Here is a 19,435-nt window from a genome sequence, read left to right on the forward strand (position 1 = left end):
GTATATCTGATTATTTCTTACCCATCAGGCGACCAGCGACATTACCTGCCGCAGCTCCGGCAACACCTCCTGCCATTGCAGCCCCTTTACTCGCCATTGTGTTTACTCCACGGGTAGCACTACCGCCACCTGCCTGAATAACCCAACCTGCCACGCTCGGTATAGAAAAATATCCTATAATGCCGATGATGAAGAAAATAATATATACACCGTTACTGGCATCCGGCACATAGGACGGATCTCTCAACATATCTATATCCATTTGCAGCATGAGTGCCTGAATCTTAGAAAGCACTGCCGAGAACAAGTCGGCAATAGGTAACCAGAGATAGACTGAGATGTAGCGGGAAATCCAATTGGTCAGAGTCGATTGGAATCCGTCATAGACAGAGAGGGCAAATGCCAGAGGTCCTAAGATTGACAAGACCACCAGAAAAAACGTTCGCAGGGTATCAATGGTAAGGGCTGCGGCATTGAACAGCAGTTCGAAGAAATCCCGGATCAGTTGGCGAAACCACACTTTCATATCATACCAGGTGCGTTCTCCCCACATGGAGATCATTTCGGCAGCATCAGTAATTCCAAGATCTTTCATCTTTTGGTCGTACACCTCGTCATCGACCAGCCATGCTTTTCCTTCACGCAGCCGTGCATCGTATTCCAATCGCTCTTTCTCGGCTTGCAAAGAATGCACATCCGTCATTTGTGTTTCCAATATGGTATGTGTCCCTTTTACCACAGGAGACATAACCGCATTGATCGTACCAAGTACAAAAGTCGGAAAGAACATAATGCAGAGTCCGATAACAAAAGGTCTGAGTAAGGGATATACATCTATCGGTTCTGCCCGTGCCAAGGCTTGCCATACACGGGAAGCTACATAAAAGAGTGCACCGAGTCCGGCTATTCCTTTAGCAACACCGACCATATCGCCACAAAGGGGCATCATATCCTGATGCAGATTCCTCAGAAGCTGATGCAGGTTATCAAAATCTATTGCTAGCAGTGTCATGATTACCAATATCTATCGGATGGATTGCCATACAAACTTTTAACTCGCTCCATATCTCCTTTTTCCTGACTGCGAATAAAAGACACGGAAATGCTTTTCTTGGAGAAGTAGCGGACAAGGTTGCGATGTTCAAGCATCTTAGCGTGTATATCATCTATAATTGACATACGCTCGGCATCGGTCATCGAGAGTCCGTTGGAGAGGGAAACGACATTCTTTATATCCGCAAGTAGGTTACCACTTTCATTCAATAGCTTGGCATATCCGTTCGATATGGCTTCCAACTCATTAACGCTAAAATTCCTATCGGATAGCATTTTATTGAAGTTGGTAGAATAGATCTGCGATATTTCGCTGACCAGTTCTACTGTTTCTTTCACTTTGCGGGCATCTTTTATCAAACTATGTACTGATTCTAATTTGTCGTAATACTGTTTTCCCTGATCGTAGATTTTTTGCATCTCCTTGAAAGAGTTAATCACATTACTGGCTGTTGTAGCTGTTTTAGAAACAGTCAATATATTTTGTGCCAGATTGGAGGGATCAATTACTGTCCATTGTGCTTTTGCCTGATAGGTGCATAGCCCCATGAATGCCATAAGGCAGAAAAGTATTTTCTTCATATTCGTTATTTTTAATTGTTATTACCCGTTTACCGTCCGAAGTTGGAGGTAGCCCTTGAGGGGACTAATCCTCCTGACGGACATATTCTCCGAAAGCGGAAAGATGCAAGACTTCCTGCTCCCGGTCATAAGTAATCTCGATACGCTCGTACAGCTCAATGTAATGCAGACCGAATACGTTGTAGACCGTACAATCACAGACCTCCAGCGGGTTGTTGTAAGTAAGACTGAGTCGGATGCCTCCTTTCTTTCGGGAGATGTTGCGGTATATTCTTATCGCAGGTGCACCTTCTCTACTTACCCAACGCCCCGTAATCTCCCGCATGGAAAAGTCTGTAGAAGTGGAACAAGAATCGGTTATATTAAATTTGCTGAACATGGCTTTTCGTTTTTTACTTGCGTTTACTCTCTGCTATTTGTTTTATAGCCAACTCAATATTACCATCCAACTCTTCGGTTTTCCGCATTACTTCAAGTTTCTCGGTTTCCTCTGTCGTGAACGTAAAATACTCTTCCAAACTCACTTCTGTGGCATATACAGCCGACTGAACACCGCCCAACCCGAACCAGACTTCTTTGTATTTTCGGTTCGGATTGTTGGACATATTGATGGATAGCACCTGACTTTTTTCTTTTTCGGTCAGTCCCAAGAGAGCTTGGATGCTATCGAACTTGTTCATGTATTTACGCTGGTCTAAGAGAATCTTACAATCGGAGTTGTTGATGATGGATTCCTTTACAATGGGTGATGCGATAATATCGTCCACCTCCTGAGTGACGACAATTGCCTCGCCGAAGAATTTTCTAACAGTCTTAAAAAGGTACTTAATATACTCTGCCATACCTTCTTTAGCAATCGCTTTCCACGCTTCCTCGATTAATATCATCTTTCTGATTCCTTGTAAACGACGCATCTTATTGATAAAAACTTCCATAATGATGATCGTGACAATCGGGAATAAAATTTTGTGATCCTTAATCGCATCTATTTCAAAGACTATGAATCGTTTAGATAGTAAATCGAGTTGTTTTTCAGAGTTCAGCAAGAAGTCATATTCGCCACCCTTGTAATAGGGTTCGAGCACATTGAGAAAGTTGGCAAGGTCGAAATCTTTCTCCCGTACTTTCTTGGCATCGAGGATAGCAGCATAGTCCAGTTTGACAAATTCGTAGAATGAGTTGAATGAGGGTATAACCGATTCATCAATCGTTATACGTTCTATATACAAGCTCACGGCATTGGACAAAGCAACTTCTTCCGAGCGCGTAGGTGGCTCATTATCCCGCTTCCACAAAGTCATTATCAGGGTTTTGACACTTTCTCTTTTCTCGATATCAAAGACCCCATCATCAGTATAAAATGGATTAAATGAGATGGGATTTTTTTCAGTATATGTAAAATACACCCCATCTTCTCCATTGGTGCGACGATTGATGAAATTACAAAGCCCCTGATACGAGTTTCCCGTATCCACAAGCACGATATGAGTACCTTGTTCCCAGTATTGGCGACACATGTGATTGGTAAAAAAGGACTTACCACTACCCGAAGGCCCCAAGATAAACTTGTTGCGGTTCGTGATAATCCCTTGCTTCATGGGCAGGTCGGAAATATCCACATGAATAGGTTTTCCACTTACTCGGTCTGCCATCTTGATCCCAAAAGGCGAGGGAGAACTTTTGTAGTTGGTTTCCTCTGCAAAAAAACACAAGGCAGGTTCAATGAATGTGTAGAAACTTTCTTCACTCGGAAAATCACCCGCATTACCCGGCATCCCTGCCCAATAGAGTGTAGCTGCATCCACCGTGTTATGGCGGGGTTTACACTCCATGAGAGCCAATTGTGAGCCGACATCGTTACGGATATTTTTGAGTTCTTCTGCATCGTCAGACCATGCCATCACATTGAAGTGTGCCCTGACAGAAGTTAGCCCAAAACTATGGGCTTCGTTCAGGTACTTGTCGATCCACTCGCGATTGATTTGGTTGCTACGACTGTACTTCGATAGCGATTGCATATTACGGGCAGATTTTTCAAATTGCCGCAGGTTCTCTGCCGCATCGTCCAGAAAAATGTATTGGTTATATACATGGTCACAAGAGAGTAACAAACCCACAGGCGATGCAAAGGACAAACGGCAATCACTCCGATCCGTAGATAGCTTTTCGTATCGCATATCTGTTCCGATTGTTCCCGGCAAATCTTCCACATCGGAAATGGTATGCAGGCATACTGTTTTATCTCCAATGCGTAAGCCATCTGCTCCCAACTCCAGATCCTCCAGACAAGTGGTATCTTCCAATGAGAGGGCAAAGTATTTTTCAATCAGCCCCGCTTCTTTTTCCGTTCCCGTTATTTCGTCTGAGGTAAGTCGTGTCAGCATGATAAATCCCGAATCGTTTAGGATACGTTCGAACTGTCCGACTGCCTCCATGAAACGCAACGCTGTTTCTTTATTGACTTCTTTAGGAATAATGTTTCCCCTACAAAGCGATGAGAAGTTGCTTTGCATTCGCATCCGATCCTTTGTGGTTTTGGTCAAAAATAAAAAGCATGTATGATTCAGAAAAGGACGTTCATTGAAGTGACGTTCAAATGAACGGGATAGAAAACTCATGTTCTCCTTATCGGTAGCAGGCTTGTAGTTCTCTTTGACAAACCAGTCCTGCTTGTGGATAACCGAATAATCGGGTAACACCTTAATAGCTTTCGTCCAAGCTGAGTGTATGGCTTCGTATTCACTACCCGTAACAGTGAACAGTTCCGGCAGATCGACACGGAAGGCTATAGTTATATCCGCATCTTTACTGATAATGCAGTCATGTTCAACTGAAAGCAAGGGAAATTTACTTTCGATGGTAGCTGCTTTGAGTGTATTACGCATTGCTCACCTCCTTCTTTTTTTGGTATTGGAACAAGCGACGGGAATTTTTGCGATTGATCAGAAAACGGGGATGTTGCCGTTTGGCGAGCAACTTCATAAGCCCGTGTTCTCCATATTTCGCATTCAGGTTGAAAGTTAGCCATACCAGTGTGGACGCAGCGATAACACCGAAACCGATGCATATCCACTGATCTACTCCGGCCATATACATCACTACAAATACGATGAATACAGCCAGTAGACCACCTGCGAAAATGAAAAGATATTGAGCTTTCAAACCCTTAAATTCTACGCTCTTGCCAATGCCCTTGTTAATATTATGTTCCATTTTTCTTATTCGTATTTAATGAATAATAAAGGGGTCTGAGACCCTTACAGGAAGAAAGAGCGTAGGATGGTAGCAGCCACGATAAGGAAGATACACGCACCGAACCACGAAGCGGCTGTTTTGCTCGTATCGGGATCACCCGAAGAGAACTTGTTATAGACTTTGATACCTCCGATGAGTCCCACAACTGCACCGATGGCATAGATGAGTTTTGTGCCCGGATCGAAATACGAAGTCACCATATTGGTGGCTTCGGTAATACCTCCGATACCGTTACCTTGTGCGAATACTGATGATACAGCAACCATGATAAAGGCTGCTGACAGAAGAAATTTTTTCTTTGTCATACGATTTTTTGATAATAGTACAGGGGGTGGAATAGTCCCCTGTACTGAATGAATAATACTGTTTAACTTTGATTTTTTAGTGGGGGTCACAGACCCTTTTGTTTGGCTGACGCACGCTCACGCTAACCATAGTCTTTTTGCTTCATGTCTTTTTTTAATTGTTATCTACTTTACGCAAATTTGCGTACATCAAATTCTTTAGGTGCTTTGACTGTCGGTTCATGCAGTACTCCCGCTTCTTGTTGTTTACGATGGAAGGCTGCAAAATAGTCATCCATCAATGAGGATACGACCACTTCCTTTTTAGGTTCACCCGATACAACCTGTTCAAACATATCGGTCTTGCGTATCTCGACCAATACCCGTCCGGCTTCTTCTTTTTCTTTGGATGTTGCATTGTCGGGGGTCTCTACTGTTCGTACCATACTCGCCAAATTATTGAAGTCAAGTCCCAACGCCATTGAAACCCCGGCTCTCCCTTCGGTATCTGCATCTTCTGTTTCCTCTTCGTCTAAATCGCTGTCGTCGTCATAGTCCGGCTCAAATTCGGGGGGAGTGTTCTCAATCTCGAAATTGATTTCATCCGAGTTTTCTTCCATCCTGTTGTCTGTTGAAAAGACTTCATCGAGTTTATCCAAAGGGATTGCTGCCGAGGTCTTTTTTTCTTCTTTCTCGACAAATATAGAAGCATTTTCGGTCTCTTTTTTATTATTAATCAGAGTGGTAGCTTCTGTCCGGGATTGTCTGATATCAAATTTACTTTTGCCGATAATATCTTCTTTAGGAGCAGAGCGAAATGGGTTAAATACCGATTTTTTAGCTGCATCCCTTTTGCGTTTTTGTATCCGCTCTCGAAGCAGGTAAAGGACGACAAACAGTGCGTACAGGATGATGGCTGAAATAATGTATTGTTTCATGACTAAAATATATCCGTGTTCTTTTTGCGATACAGTTCGGTAATCTCGTTTTGATAAGTATCAAAATGGAGTTCCAGTATGTTATCAAGATAATCGAACAAGGTGTAATCGTTTTCGCCGATAACTTGTACAATCTTCATAATACGTTCGTGGAACTCTTTTCGGATATAAACGACTTTCCCATTTCGGGTTGTACTTTTGGCTTTTCTGAAGAAACAAGTTTCATATTGTTGAACCGTTGTTGTAAGAACTACATTTGATGTCTCACAAGGAGTTGTTCTTTTATTAATTTTCTTTCTCTTTTTCATGTTTTTTATTTTTGGATTAAAATACTTTTTCGATATTATTATCATACAGTTCGGTTATATCTTCCTGATAAGTAGTGAAATGATGTTCCAAAACATTGTAGATGTAACTGAATAAAGAAACATCATTCTTAGCTATGACGTGGAGTATCTTAATGATTCTCTCGTGATGCTCTTTACAGATATAAACCGTTTTTCCGCTTCGTGCAGCTATTGCCGACTCATGTATAAAAAGGCTTTGATAATCCGCCTCTACCTGTGCTTTTGATTTTCGCTTACGTGGTTCCTCGCGTGGCAGTTCTTTTATGGTTTCGGTTACAGGTAGCTGTACTTGTTCTTCGACTTGCTCCTCTTGATTAGTTGCTCCTTCTATCGAAGCAGGTTCGGGAGAATAAGCCTGTAACTTGCGTTCTCGTCTGCCTGTACGTGCGATGATGTCCTGAGCATTCAACTTCGTATCAGTTTTCTTTTCTTTCATAGTGCATTACTTTAGAATTTCGAGCAATTCATCAGAAAGAGTGTCTATATTACTACCTTTTACAAGAGACTTATCGACAGGAAACAGTGTAGATCGAAATAGGGCTTTATGGCTGACAGATTGTTCACGTCGGAATCGCAGGCTATTGGGGATAAACGTATTTAGAGTTGTAAACTCCAGCTCATTAATCACCGCCTCATAGACTTCGTAGAGTTCGGATTTTTCCCGTCCATCCACCAGATTCCAAAGCATATAAATTTCTTTAATATCAGATTTACCACTGCCCATAATATCATCACGTACAGTCACCATGTAATCAAGCGTACTCTCCATCACTACACGGTCAGCCGCAATGGGAGCAATAATATAATCCATTCGTGCAAGCGTATGGATTAAATCTACATTGTTGAGTGTCCCCGGCAGATCGAAAAAGATAAAATCAAAATCACCTTGCGGAGTCAGATGTTCGGCATCAGCGATAGCCTCTTTGGTATTGCTCTCAATAATAGGATAGGCTTTTTTGTTTTCTAAACGGGTAAACTGTTCGTACAGCATCCCCTTGTAATATTCGTCATTTTCGCACATCTTAAAATCTCTCTCCCGCATGTCTGCAATGGAATACTGAGGATAATCACAATCAATTACTGCGATATTTCTTCCTTTTACATAGTGCAAATAGGAAGCTGCCAATACGGTAAGAGTTGTTTTTCCGGCTCCACCCTTTTGGGTTGAGAATGCCACATAAATAGGTTTCTTTTTCATTTCAATTAATTTTTTAATGGTACAATCGCTTTTTCGTATAGCCGTACCCAAGGGGATACATATATTTTAGGTCTCAATCATTGTACAGTGGTACATTTATTTTTAGCAACCAACCATTGTATAGCGGTACATACAACCAGCCATATATTGTACTATTTCTATAGCGGTACGTTGCAACAGACTTACGTTCTTAGGTTAGTTGGTTCGTAAATTGGTTGGTTTGATTTTTCATACTATACGCACAACTTATGTATCTGAAAATGGACTATTCGACCAACCTCTTATTGTACGTTTTTACCTCTGTATAATCGCACATAGATTCCTCCTTTGGTACGACTGATTGTAGGTCTTTATATCTCGTCATACAATCAATTGTCCGGCAAATAAAACCCATATTTTTCATACTTACACTATGTTTTTGAGGGGTGGCAGCTTGTGTCCAAGGTTGTCTATACCTATTGATTTTCAATTAATTGTTTTAGAATATAACTTTGCTGCATGAAACGTGAAAGAGGATTCATATCGGTTTTAAGTTTGTTCCGACATTCAAAAAATGCCTGACAGAGATCAGGCTTATATCCCGAAAAATTCGGGATAGGGAGATTGCCCTTTACGGGCAAAAAGTATTTGCATTTGGGCAAATAGCAAGGTATGTTGAGTGCATCGCAAAATGAATTTTGCAGCACACAACCCTTGCTCTTCCAGAGGGGTATTTTCCTCTCCGAAGTCGGGAAAACATAATCCGCACAACAGTTCATCGTGTGCAGAAATTAAATAATAAAACGGTCTGTGACCGCACTAAAAAGATAATGTTATGAACGAAGAAAAAAGAAATCCCCACAATAGGGGAAAAGGGGGCAGACCCCCGAAGAACGATCCGGCAAAGCATCGACTGACTGTGAATCTGAACGATCAGCAACACGTTGATTTTTTAGTCTTGTATGAACAGTCAGGGGTGCAATCCTTATCCGGTTTTATCGCAGCTCGCATCTTTGGTGATGAGTTTCGTGTCGTAAAAACGGACGCTTCAGCAGTAGAATTTATTGCAAAACTCACTGCTTTACACGGACAAATACGAAGTATCGGAATCAATTACAATCAAGTTGTAAAGAAATTACATTCCAATTTTGGAGAGAAAAAAGCATTGGCATTGCTTTATAAATTGGAAAATGCAACCATCGAATTGGCAGGAATTGGACGGGAAGTGATGCAATTATGCGAACAATTTAAGGCTAAACATCTCTAAAAATGGTTGCTAAATTTAGTCACGGAAGCAGTTTGTATGGTGCACTTTCCTACAATCAAGAGAAAGTAAATGAGGGTTTAGGAAAAGTTCTGGCTACCAATCTGGTCATTGAACCTAATGATGGTGTGTTCAATGTTACCTCTTGTATGGAAGATTTCGAGCGATTTATGCCCTCGCATATTCGCACATCGAAGCCTATTATCCATATCTCACTCAATCCACATCCGGACGATAAACTGACCGATCAGCAACTTGTCGACATTGGTCGTGAGTATATGGAGCAGTTCGGGTATGGCGGACAACCCTATATGATTTTCAAACATGAGGACATTGGCAGGGAGCATATACACATTGTTTCGACACGTGTACGCACGGATGGCTCAATCATCAGCGACAGCAAAAATTACGAACGCAGCAGAAAAATCACCGATTCTTTAGAACAAAAGTACGGTCTGCACTCAAAAGAAAAGAATCAGGGCGAGGCATGGCAACTTGCTCCAATAGACGTTAGCCAGGGGAACTTAAAAAAACAGGTGGCTAACGTCATAAAACCGCTCTCTGAAATGTATTCTTTTCAGACTTTGGGCGAATATCGTGCTTTACTTTCCTTATATAATATAGGAGTAGAGGAAATCAAAGGAGAAAATAAGGGTAAAGCGTATCGGGGATTGGTCTATTCGGTATTGGACGATGATGGCAATCGTGTCGGTACACCTTTAAAATCCTCTCGGTTTGGTAAGGAACACGGTTTGGATAGGTTGGAGAAGCGATTTGAGAAGTCAAAAGAAACAATCAAGTCAAATGGCATAGCCAAACAAACCCGTGCTATTGTTTCTGCGTCCTTTGCAAGCACCCGCACAGAAAGAGAGTTCCGAGCGGCTTTGCGGGAGAAAGGTATCGACCTTGTGCTACGACGCAACGATGAAGGACGCATCTATGGGGCTACATTTATTGACCATAATCAGAGGGCGGTTCTTAACGGTTCTCGTCTGGGTAAAGAGTTTTCGGCAAATGTTCTTAACGAACGTTTTGTAGATAATTCAGCTCGCGAGAATTTACAAACACAGAAACCAGCCGTTGCTCCGAACCTCAATACAAAACCTACTATTGATAAACAGCCACAAGCACAATTTGTATATTCTACACCGGATGATGCAGTAGGTAGTTTGTTTTCTGTCTTTACTCCCGAAGTCGAAGGGACAGACAACAAGCAGCCAAGCCTGAAGCGTAAGAAAAAGAAGAAACGTAGGTATGGAAGGCAGATGTAGTTATTATTTGCTAACTTTAGCTTGAAAATATGTATCTAAGACTTCTGTAGGATTTATTTCTTGAATATGAGATAAAAGATTTAATGCTAATCCTCGATTTTTATATGAATAATCCCAGATGTCAGATATGTCATTTGAGTATTTAATAAGTGTTAGGGATTCATGTATAAGTGTTCCGAGGTATAATATCATACAGGCCTCATCTTTATATAGTTTTTTATATAATTCCTCTTTATTGGTATGATCAAAATCAGGATCGAACGCTCCTATATCGTAAGTACAACCATATAAGGACCCATGAAGGGCTTCCGAGGCATCCGAATAATATTCTATTTTATTCAAACTAAAAAACACATTAAGGAATTTACCCCATTCTTCTAAAACTTTGATTCTTTCATTTAGGCTTTTTTTACTCCAACTTAAATTGGGCTTTGTTTCTGAGAATATTGTTAATGCTTCTTGCACAATTGGAATTTCTTTTAATTTTTCTCTTTTTTTCTTTATTGCATCAGCATGTTCTCTATATGTTTCATAGTTATCTATTCCTTCTTTTAAGCTAGTGCCTACTTTGAAATAGTATTTGTAGATGGGATGTAGAATAAATGCACGATACTCTTTTGCATCACATACACTGGCGTAACAAAAGTTTGTGACAGTTTCCATAAACGATCGGGCAAGCATAGTAACTTCACTCGAAAAGCATTCCACTTGAGTAGCTAATTGAATAAGTGCAGCTCCTGTTTGCTTGCCACTAATTAAAAGTGTAGCTGTTTTTGCTATACGTTCATCCGTAATCTTTGCTATTGCTTCTTGTAAAAGAATTAGTTCTGCTCCAAAGAATTGTATTGCTTCGTTATGATAATGTTTTAAGTTTTCAAGAGAATGAGTTGTGGACATTATAGATTTCAATTTAAGTGTATTTTTTTCTCCATAAAGATAAAATATAATTCTACTATTTGTTTATTTTCAAAAAGATAATAGCCATTCCTAGCCACAAGCTACCACCCTCTATACGACTTGCTTTATATCACAATCATCTACTTACATTCGCATTTTTAACAAATTAGAAACGATCTAAATTCAACGATTATGCAACAAGAAGATGATTTAAGAGGACTTGCCAAAGTCATGGAGTTTATGAGGGCGATTAGTATTTTGTTCGTGCTGATGAATATTTATTGGTTCTGCTATCAAGCAATATACGAGTGGGGAATCAATATCGGGGTAGTAGATAAAATTCTGATGAATTTTAACCGTACCGCAGGTTTGTTCAATTCAATATTGTGGACGAAAATCTTTTCTGTAGTCTTTCTTGCCTTGTCCTGCTTGGGAACAAAGGGAGTGAAGGAGGAAAAGATTACATGGAATCATATCTATGTATGTCTTATTTTTGGTTTTGTGTTTTTCTTTCTGAACTGGTGGCTTCTTTATCTGCCTCTTTCCAGAATAACCAATGCAGGTTTTTATATTTTTACCATTGCAGTAGGATATATATTGCTTTTGATGGCGGGTACGTGGATGAGTCGCTTACTCAAAAACAACCTAATGGACGATCCGTTTAATAACGAAAATGAATCGTTTATGCAGGAAACCAAGTTGATGATAAACGATTATTCGATAAACCTGCCTACAAAGTTCTGGTACAAAAAGAAGCAATGGGAAGGATGGATTAATGTAGTAAATCCTTTTCGTGCGGCTATCGTATTGGGTACTCCCGGCTCGGGTAAGTCTTATGCCGTTGTAAACCAATTTATCAAACAGCAGATCGAGAAAGGTTATACAGGCTATATTTACGATTTCAAGTTTCCAGACCTTTCGACTATTGCCTATAATCATCTGTTAAACAATAGAGAAGGTTATAAGAAAGTACCGACCTTTTATGTGATAAATTTTGACGATCCAAGTCGTTCGCATCGTTGCAATCCGATTAATCCCTCTTTCATGGATGACATCTCGGATGCCTATGAGAGTGCATATACGATAATGTTAAATTTGAATCGGACGTGGGTGCAGAAGCAAGGTGACTTCTTTGTGGAATCTCCGATTATTCTTTTCGCAGCTATTATATGGTATTTGCGAATCTACAAGGATGGTAAATACTGCACTTTTCCTCATGCCATAGAATTTTTGAACAAGAGCTATGAAGATATTTTTCCGATTCTGACTTCGTACCCAGACCTCGAAAACTACCTTTCTCCCTTTATGGATGCATGGAAATCTGGAGCCGCCGATCAGCTCCAAGGGCAGATTGCAAGTGCTAAGATACCACTTTCCCGTATGATCAGTCCGCAATTATATTGGGTGATGTCGGGTGATGAATTTACATTAGATATAAACAATCCGGATGATCCTAAAATATTGGCAGTAGGTAACAATCCTGACCGACAAAATATTTACGGAGCAGCACTCGGATTATATAACAGCCGTATTGTGAAGCTGATAAATAAGAAGGGGCAACTCAAAAGTAGTGTTATTATTGATGAGTTGCCAACTATTTATTTCAAGGGATTAGATAACTTGATAGCCACTGCCCGAAGCAACAAGGTTGCCGTGTTGCTTGGTTTTCAAGACTTTTCACAGCTAAAGCGTGATTATGGAGACAAAGAGGCTGCCGTCGTGATGAACACGGTAGGTAATATATTTTCGGGGCAGGTAGTCGGAGACACAGCGAAAACCTTGTCTGACCGTTTCGGTAAAGTGTTGCAGAAACGCCAGTCTATGACCATCAACCGCAACGATAAATCTACCTCCATTTCTACCCAAATGGATAGTTTGATACCACCGTCCAAAATATCCAATCTTACACAGGGTATGTTTGTCGGGGCAATTGCCGACAACTTCGACGAGCGGATAGAGCAAAAGATTTTTCACTGCGAAATTGTGGTAGATAACGAGCGGGTTTCAGCCGAAACAAAGGAATACAAGAAGATACCTGTTATCACCAACTTTGTAGATGAGAATGGTGTAGACCGCATGAAGGAAATGATAAAGGAAAACTATGATCGCATCAAAGCCGAAACTAAACAGATTGTTACCGATGAGTTGGATCGCATTCGTAATGATGAGAATCTGCGGCATTTGCTACCGAAGGAGGAATAGAAACAGTTAGAGCCGCCCTAATGTGGCTCTAATTCGTTATATTATTGTTGAGGCAAATATTTAATAAGTCATTTATTTTGTATTCGGATACATTTTAAACCTCTCCCTTATTCCAATAGGGATAATGGATAATAAAAAAGAAATCACAAACTTAGCCCATAGAATATATTATCTTTGCAAGAAAAAAAATGAATCAGTTTTTAGTTAGAAAAGCTTTAGGGATAACATTCCCATATAAAGAGATTGGTACATATCTTACAGAAGAAGATGTAGAAAAAGGTAAATCAAAACTAAGTAATAATTTCTCTAAAGTTATTAAGGAATGGGATTCTACCAAAAACTCCGAATGGGTAGTTAGAAATTATTTAGCAGTTAAAATGATAATGTCTTCAACAATTATGCTGACTTCATTATCCTATGGTAAATCAAAAAATATTAGGGTGACTGAGCCATATTTGATTTATTATTCCTTATTAAATGTTTGTAGAGCAGTTTTATTCACTTCACCTACTGTTGAATGGAAAGAAGGTGCAGTCATAGAAGCAACTCATTCCAAAATATTAAATATAGTTGGAGATGCTATTAATCAATTCAATAAAGACGCAGGAGATAACATTAAAGAAACGCTTGAGCGAGCAAGAGATTATAGAGAGCTATTCTCTTATAAATTTCCCGCAAATGGAATTGGGGATTTTTCTGTATCATATGATGAATCTATAAGCATTTGTCGTTTTTTATCAGAGATAGCCCAATTACAAAGCGAGATACTGGAAAATAAAAATTTCAAAAAGACAGAAATTGAAACTAAACTGAATAGAACTGTGTTGGAGAAAGCATTTTTATATCAAGGTGAAAAATATAATTTTTTAGACAAAGAAGACTGGTATAGATTAGATTTTATTTCTCGCAAACAGCCGTTTCCAGTGAATCTATACTTCACTTTAACAGAAGGTATGGTAGAAGATTTTTTTGGCGCATGGTGTGATTATGAAGATGAAGAAAAAGATGATATCGAAAAATATAATCCTGATGAAAATTGGAGATTGATATTCCCAATGCCATAAATTTAACATAAAAATGAACACGAAATTTGAAAAAGAAGCATATAAGCAATTATATAACAATTCTGTCCTTTTTTTGAAAGATGGGATTGAAAGATTAGTAAATAAAGACAATGGGGAAGATGATTATATTGAGCGTAATCTGTTGACCCTAACTTGCACATCATTTCAAATATCTTTAGAATTAGCAATTAAATCACTAATAATTGAGCGTAGTGGAATAAGACAAGTTGTCACTAAGAAGCAACAAAACTTGACTGATAGTGAAATTGAAAAACTATTCAAAGACAACGAGTTGAAAACTCTTGACTTTGATGTTCAGAAAAACTTTGTAAAATCAAAAAACTTCATAGGTGATTTAACTAAAGATGACTTCAAGACAATTGATGAATTTCAAACTTACAGGAACAGAATAGTACATTTTTCATACAAGTTCTATGAGGGTGACTTATTTGATTTGAAGTATGATTTAATATACTATATGATACGAATCATATTCAAAGTATTACAATCCAAAAGACATCAAGACGAGAGACCATCAGAGTTTTTGGAGTACACTCTGGGAGATGAGTTACATAAAAAACTGATTCATTATACCCCATATGTATATGCAATGCAAAGATTAGCCACGGAAAATTCAAGAAGAGTGTTTGATTGCATTGTTTGTAATAATAGAACATATAGTCAAGATGAAGATTATTGCTATTGTTGTAATTTCCTCGGAGAGGATTATAATATGATTGATTGTGATTACTGCAAGGAAAAGAGATGTGTAATTTATGACAACTTAAATATTCATTTGAATCAAAATGAAATGAAGGGTTTGTGCTTAAACTGTGGGGAAGATGGCATTATATATCAATGTCCAAAATGTGAATTAGCATACAACTTGGAGACAAATATTGGGAACGTGAAATTATGTAATAATGACATGTGTATATATGAGTAGGAATATATAGCTAATCTCTAATCAAAGTGGCTTCACTTTATAACTTTTTACCCAGCAAACTTCTCAGTGTAAAATCAATATCCGTAATTCTTTGAAGTTCTATCAGCCCTTTGAAGATAAATCCTGTTCCAATAAGTTTAGAAGCCTCATTTCTTAAATAAACATTCCTACATAGTCTTGCTCTAGGTGTTACCTCTAAAAAAAATATCTGTCCCCAAAGCATCAATGTATAAAATCCATAATTATCAATCGTCTGAAATTGACTTTCTGAAAAGTTAAATCGCGGATTACTTATATCGTCCTCCAATAGAAATACTCCATTATTCTGCATATAATATACGGGTATATTCCCTTGATTAAATCTGGCATATTCTCGTATCTCATTAAATTTTGTATCTAATCCATTCTGAGTTACTTTATGGTATTCTTGTAGAAACATCTCATAAAGTCCTCTTTTAAATTGATTAGTAAAGGCATGCAAAAATTTATGATTATACTGAAAACTTGATTTTATCTTAATCTTCGATTCAGAATGCCTGTATTCGAAGAATATTGAACGCATCCGATTGTTTCTTCCATATTCTTCACTTCTTGAGGTATTTAGAAGATGCTTAATCATGCCAAATACTTCTTTAACACATACCTCAATACATAATTGTGGAACAGATAACTTATCAGGTTGCCCAAAATAATGATTGCAATCATTGCAAATATCAAAACCAATACTTTCACTTCCTAAACTGCGGGGCATTGTGTGTGGTTTCTCTGAGAAATTAACTTCTGGTTGTTTTTTTAAACAAAACACACATTTCCCTTTATTAACATACTGCATTTAATACAACTAATCTTAGTAAATAGACCTACTTTCCATCCAATTCTCCATATTCATAATGAAGTCATTTATAGCTTCAAAGTCCATACGTGTTATAGGATCGGGATTTTCAATATCTACATTCTTCCAAGCCTTCCAAAATTCGGTAACTATATCGAATAACTCCGGTTCTACACTTTGCATTTGGGCTAAATGCTGAGAGTAATCATTAGGTAAATGATCTGCATATATTGAAATCAAATATCCGATATAGTTATTCAGATGCTTTGCTGAATAAACACCATTATTTTGAACACGTAACTTTCTGATGCTGTTAATATCACATTGCATACCTTTTGAAGATAAAAAATCTTCGGGGGCATACCCCATCTCTAAGAATTTAGGATAGATTTTATAATGATCCATGCAGTTGCCGATATGGTCGCATAGTTTCTTATCAAAAACAACACTAAATTTAGGCTTTTCTCTCGCCGACAAGTAAATCATATTCGATCCATGCAAACCCAAGCCTCTAAACCAAGCGTGAAGTAACTCATGTGCAACTGATGAGTTCTTAAATATCTTTGGATTGACGTAAATTATAACACTGTCGTTGATCGAGTAATTTTCAAAATAAGGCTTATTAAATACCTCGAACTTTACAGATATTTTATTTCTAATCTCTGATAGAAGGCGTTTATTTTGTTCGTCTAATTGTTCCTCTGTATGGAATTTCATATCTCTATAGCATTGTTTAATTGATTATTTCTTCATCCTCAGCTATATCATCATTGGCACATATTTTTGAACATCTAGCAATATCTTCATCTGATACCTCTCCCATATAGGACCAAGCATTAAGAGGGTCATCATAAAGTCTATTTTGTTCAAATTGATTTATCCATGCTTCAAAATCAGAGATAATTTTAGGGTTCATTATCTTTTTATGTCCTCTATTTTTTTTTATTATCTCGTGCAAATGTGATGGTATTTCTTTTGATTCTTTTCCAAAGTAATAAAAGCAATCGGATAGTAAAGCATTACACCCTCTCAAATCAGTACCTCTACAATCTTCATTATGCACGCCTTTCCTTAATGTAGGATTATCCCCATTGGAGAAATCATATATACAATCGCCAACTCTGGATTGCCAATCACCTTTATCCCATTGAGGTATTTTATTGGGGATGTGTTCACGGCAATAAGCATCATATTCTGCAAGAGGCTTTATATCGGTAATTCTCATAGCATAAACCAATTTATTAGAATATGACTTGAATTTTCTTTTACTCACCTCTACGTTTGCTGAACCAACACCAATTACCCAATCACCAACTTTAGCCGTTCTTCTTATAACCGGTTTGCATATTGTCAACGTACAAATGCCCCATAATGGGTTAGGTGCTGCTCCATCATCTGTTCTAAGTACATAAGAATAAATTGTTTCCATGATTAATAAATTTAAGCAAAGGTACAAAATGTAGCTGGCATTTTCTCTTGAAATAAAATATATCAATATCGATATCGACACAAATCATCATACGAAATGACATCTGCATTTTTCACTCTGAATAGCAAAATCGAAAACAAAAAAATCCCTGATTTCCAAACCATCCATAGACAACCACAGACACAAGCATCCACCTCTTTAAAACCTTGCAATCAGTCCATTAGTAAGATGTATTTTCGCTTTGCATTAATAGTAATGCAGAATAAAAACATCATTTATTATGGATCAAAACAAAGTAAAATCCGAAGAGCCGAAAGTCCTACTGACTCAAGGCGAAGATGGCAAGTTAAAAGTCATCACAGGGGAGCAGGACGGTAAACTCAAAACTGTTGAACCCACCAAAGCGAATGCCGACCAATTTTTGAAGGTCGATACCAACAGCAACTTTCTGGAAAATTTCTTCAAGAAGATGTCGGCACAGTTCAATCACCCGTCACATACAGGTGTTTATGCCGTCGGGATGTCAGCCGTAGATAAAATAGCGGCTTTTCTTGACAAACTTATCCGTATTGACCACAGCGACAAAGCCCTCGATCCGTATCGCCTCAAATTTGATGGTAAGGTAAAGATACATATTGAGCTAACAGGTAAGTTTCAGCCTTTAGACCTCAACAAACTCAATTGGAAAGAGACTGAGAAGTTGGGGCTTTCAGGAGACAAGTTGCAAGATGCCCTCAAAGCGATGGTTTACGGCCATAAATCTCCTGGATTGGTTGATATTAAACCGACTATTGACGGCAATGAGTTCCCGATGCAGGCTCGTTTATCATTAGAACCGCAGGCGGATGGAAGTATCAAATTGGTAACCCATCCCAAGCAAGAACAGCCCGATTTTGACAAACCATTTATGGGAATAGCCTTTTCTGAGCAGGACAAAGAACAACTTCAAAAGACAGGACACGGGGCACGAGTCTATGAACTTGAACCCATAGCCGGAGGTGATAAAATTCCTTCGCTTGTATCTCTCGACAAAATGACGAATCGGCTTGAAGCCGTACCTCTCTCCGAAATCAATATTCCTCAAACCTTGAAGAATGCTCCGCTCTCTCTCGAACAGCAACAAGGATTGAAAGAAGGTAAAGCTGTATGGGTTAAGGGCATGGATAAAAAGGTCAAACTGGGTGAAGAACCTCAGAAAATAGATCGCTTTGTACAGTTCAATGCTGTCAATAAAAACTTCGACTTCAAGTTCAGCGACGAGCAACGGCTACAACATAAGGAACAGCGACAAGAAAAACAGAGTGAAGGAAAAGCACAGGAAAAGCCATTACCAAAAGCCCGTAAAGTTGATGAGGTATGGATTTATTCTAAGCAAGGTGGCGTACAGCTTAGTAAAGAAGAATTTACCAAGCTGTGTAACAAAGAACCAATCTTTGTTGAGGGCATGCAATCCCGTCCCAAACAACAACAAGCTGATGCTTCGGGAGCACAGAAAGTGGAAGCTACCGATCAGAAAGGACAGAAGTACAATGCATGGGTATGGGTGGACGAAAACCGAGATAAAGTTCGCCATACCTCTAAGCATCCCGATCAGGTGCGAGCAATCGAAGCGAAGCAAGCTGCCAAGGATTCTCAGAAAGTGACTCCTGCTGCTGAGAGTAAAACACAAGTGGCTGTCAATAATGAAGGCAAGACCAACGAGGCAACCAAATATACCAAAGAGCCGCTAAAACAAGGACAGACACAGCCCACCGCCAAGCAAGTTGAAAAGAAGGAGCAGCAACAAGAACAAAAACAATCTCCTGCCGCTCCTAAAAAGAGCAAGGGGCGGAAAATATAAGAATATAAAATAATAAAAGGGTCTGCGACCCCAACCACTAAAAAATCAATGTTA

20 protein-coding genes are annotated in these 19,435 nt (G+C 38.9%); 6 read left to right on the top strand and 14 right to left on the bottom strand.

The window, feature by feature from the left end; all coding sequences use genetic code 11:
* Nucleotides 1–10 precede the first annotated feature (10 nt).
* The 10 genes from traJ to HMPREF9456_RS13970 form a co-directional block, all read right to left on the bottom strand.
* Nucleotides 11–1,012 carry a conjugative transposon protein TraJ gene (traJ, locus tag HMPREF9456_RS13930; protein ID WP_006844188.1) on the bottom strand — a complete coding sequence of 334 codons (1,002 nt, stop codon included), beginning with the start codon at nt 1,010–1,012 and terminating at the stop codon, nt 11–13.
* Nucleotides 1,013–1,014: 2 nt separating this feature from the next.
* A complete protein-coding gene (locus tag HMPREF9456_RS13935) occupies nt 1,015–1,635 on the bottom strand; it encodes a DUF4141 domain-containing protein (protein ID WP_006844189.1) in 621 nt (206 codons plus the stop codon).
* Nucleotides 1,636–1,699: 64 nt separating this feature from the next.
* Nucleotides 1,700–2,014 (bottom strand): DUF3876 domain-containing protein, encoded by a 315-nt coding sequence (locus HMPREF9456_RS17100; protein WP_006844190.1) that lies wholly within the window; start codon nt 2,012–2,014, stop codon nt 1,700–1,702.
* A gap of 13 nt (nt 2,015–2,027) precedes the next feature.
* Nucleotides 2,028–4,520, bottom strand: a complete 2,493-nt coding sequence (locus tag HMPREF9456_RS13940) for a TraG family conjugative transposon ATPase (protein ID WP_006844191.1) — start codon at nt 4,518–4,520, stop codon at nt 2,028–2,030.
* Entirely contained in the window at nt 4,513–4,848 is a 336-nt protein-coding gene (locus HMPREF9456_RS13945) for a DUF4133 domain-containing protein (RefSeq protein WP_006844192.1), read from the bottom strand. The genes HMPREF9456_RS13940 and HMPREF9456_RS13945 overlap by 8 nt, the downstream gene beginning before the upstream one ends.
* Before the next feature lie 44 nt (nt 4,849–4,892).
* Nucleotides 4,893–5,195 carry a DUF4134 domain-containing protein gene (locus HMPREF9456_RS13950; protein WP_006844193.1) on the bottom strand — a complete coding sequence of 101 codons (303 nt, stop codon included), beginning with the start codon at nt 5,193–5,195 and terminating at the stop codon, nt 4,893–4,895.
* Nucleotides 5,196–5,365: 170 nt separating this feature from the next.
* Nucleotides 5,366–6,112, bottom strand: coding sequence for a hypothetical protein (locus HMPREF9456_RS13955; RefSeq protein ID WP_006844194.1), 747 nt, complete (start codon nt 6,110–6,112; stop codon nt 5,366–5,368).
* Nucleotides 6,113–6,114: 2 nt separating this feature from the next.
* Nucleotides 6,115–6,420 (bottom strand): DUF3408 domain-containing protein, encoded by a 306-nt coding sequence (locus HMPREF9456_RS13960; RefSeq protein WP_006844195.1) that lies wholly within the window; start codon nt 6,418–6,420, stop codon nt 6,115–6,117.
* A gap of 16 nt (nt 6,421–6,436) precedes the next feature.
* Entirely contained in the window at nt 6,437–6,895 is a 459-nt protein-coding gene (locus HMPREF9456_RS13965; protein ID WP_006844196.1) for a DUF3408 domain-containing protein, read from the bottom strand.
* A 6-nt stretch (nt 6,896–6,901) separates the two neighbouring features.
* The gene (locus tag HMPREF9456_RS13970; RefSeq protein WP_006844197.1) at nt 6,902–7,657 is read right to left on the bottom strand and encodes a ParA family protein; all 756 of its coding nucleotides are present in this window, start codon (nt 7,655–7,657) and stop codon (nt 6,902–6,904) included.
* 814 nt (nt 7,658–8,471) lie between these two features.
* On the opposite strand from HMPREF9456_RS13970, the gene mobA reads away from it, so the two are divergent.
* Together mobA and mobB are read left to right on the top strand one after the other, a co-directional pair.
* On the top strand, nt 8,472–8,903 hold the full coding sequence (mobA, locus tag HMPREF9456_RS13980; RefSeq protein WP_006844198.1) for a conjugal transfer protein MobA: 432 nt from the start codon (nt 8,472–8,474) through the stop codon (nt 8,901–8,903).
* 2 nt (nt 8,904–8,905) lie between these two features.
* Nucleotides 8,906–10,171, top strand: a complete 1,266-nt coding sequence (gene mobB / locus HMPREF9456_RS13985) for a conjugal transfer protein MobB (protein ID WP_006844199.1) — start codon at nt 8,906–8,908, stop codon at nt 10,169–10,171.
* A gap of 3 nt (nt 10,172–10,174) precedes the next feature.
* Here mobB and HMPREF9456_RS13990 read toward each other — a convergent pair whose 3' ends face one another.
* Entirely contained in the window at nt 10,175–11,068 is an 894-nt protein-coding gene (locus tag HMPREF9456_RS13990; protein ID WP_006844200.1) for a DUF5677 domain-containing protein, read from the bottom strand.
* Nucleotides 11,069–11,260: 192 nt separating this feature from the next.
* On the opposite strand from HMPREF9456_RS13990, the gene mobC reads away from it, so the two are divergent.
* From mobC to HMPREF9456_RS14005, 3 genes are all read left to right on the top strand, one after another.
* Nucleotides 11,261–13,270: a conjugal transfer protein MobC gene (gene mobC, locus HMPREF9456_RS13995; protein WP_006844201.1), complete on the top strand. Its 2,010-nt coding sequence runs from the start codon at nt 11,261–11,263 to the stop codon at nt 13,268–13,270.
* A 188-nt stretch (nt 13,271–13,458) separates the two neighbouring features.
* Nucleotides 13,459–14,334: a hypothetical protein gene (locus HMPREF9456_RS14000; RefSeq protein WP_006844202.1), complete on the top strand. Its 876-nt coding sequence runs from the start codon at nt 13,459–13,461 to the stop codon at nt 14,332–14,334.
* Between the two features lie 13 nt (nt 14,335–14,347).
* Nucleotides 14,348–15,280: a hypothetical protein gene (locus HMPREF9456_RS14005; RefSeq protein ID WP_006844203.1), complete on the top strand. Its 933-nt coding sequence runs from the start codon at nt 14,348–14,350 to the stop codon at nt 15,278–15,280.
* Nucleotides 15,281–15,317: 37 nt separating this feature from the next.
* On the opposite strand, the gene HMPREF9456_RS14010 is transcribed toward HMPREF9456_RS14005, so the two are convergent.
* From HMPREF9456_RS14010 to HMPREF9456_RS14020, 3 genes are all read right to left on the bottom strand, one after another.
* The gene (locus tag HMPREF9456_RS14010) at nt 15,318–16,031 is read right to left on the bottom strand and encodes a hypothetical protein (protein WP_245531033.1); all 714 of its coding nucleotides are present in this window, start codon (nt 16,029–16,031) and stop codon (nt 15,318–15,320) included.
* A 96-nt stretch (nt 16,032–16,127) separates the two neighbouring features.
* Nucleotides 16,128–16,829, bottom strand: coding sequence for a hypothetical protein (locus tag HMPREF9456_RS14015; RefSeq protein ID WP_006844205.1), 702 nt, complete (start codon nt 16,827–16,829; stop codon nt 16,128–16,130).
* A 16-nt stretch (nt 16,830–16,845) separates the two neighbouring features.
* Nucleotides 16,846–17,541, bottom strand: a complete 696-nt coding sequence (locus HMPREF9456_RS14020) for an Nmad2 family putative nucleotide modification protein (protein WP_006844206.1) — start codon at nt 17,539–17,541, stop codon at nt 16,846–16,848.
* A 280-nt stretch (nt 17,542–17,821) separates the two neighbouring features.
* On the opposite strand from HMPREF9456_RS14020, the gene HMPREF9456_RS14025 reads away from it, so the two are divergent.
* The gene (locus HMPREF9456_RS14025) at nt 17,822–19,381 is read left to right on the top strand and encodes a DUF3945 domain-containing protein (RefSeq protein ID WP_006844207.1); all 1,560 of its coding nucleotides are present in this window, start codon (nt 17,822–17,824) and stop codon (nt 19,379–19,381) included.
* Nucleotides 19,382–19,435: the final 54 nt, after the last annotated feature.

Origin of the sequence: Dysgonomonas mossii DSM 22836, from assembly GCF_000213575.1 — a bacterium.
In the GTDB taxonomy this organism is placed as follows: Bacteria; Bacteroidota; Bacteroidia; order Bacteroidales; family Dysgonomonadaceae; genus Dysgonomonas; species Dysgonomonas mossii.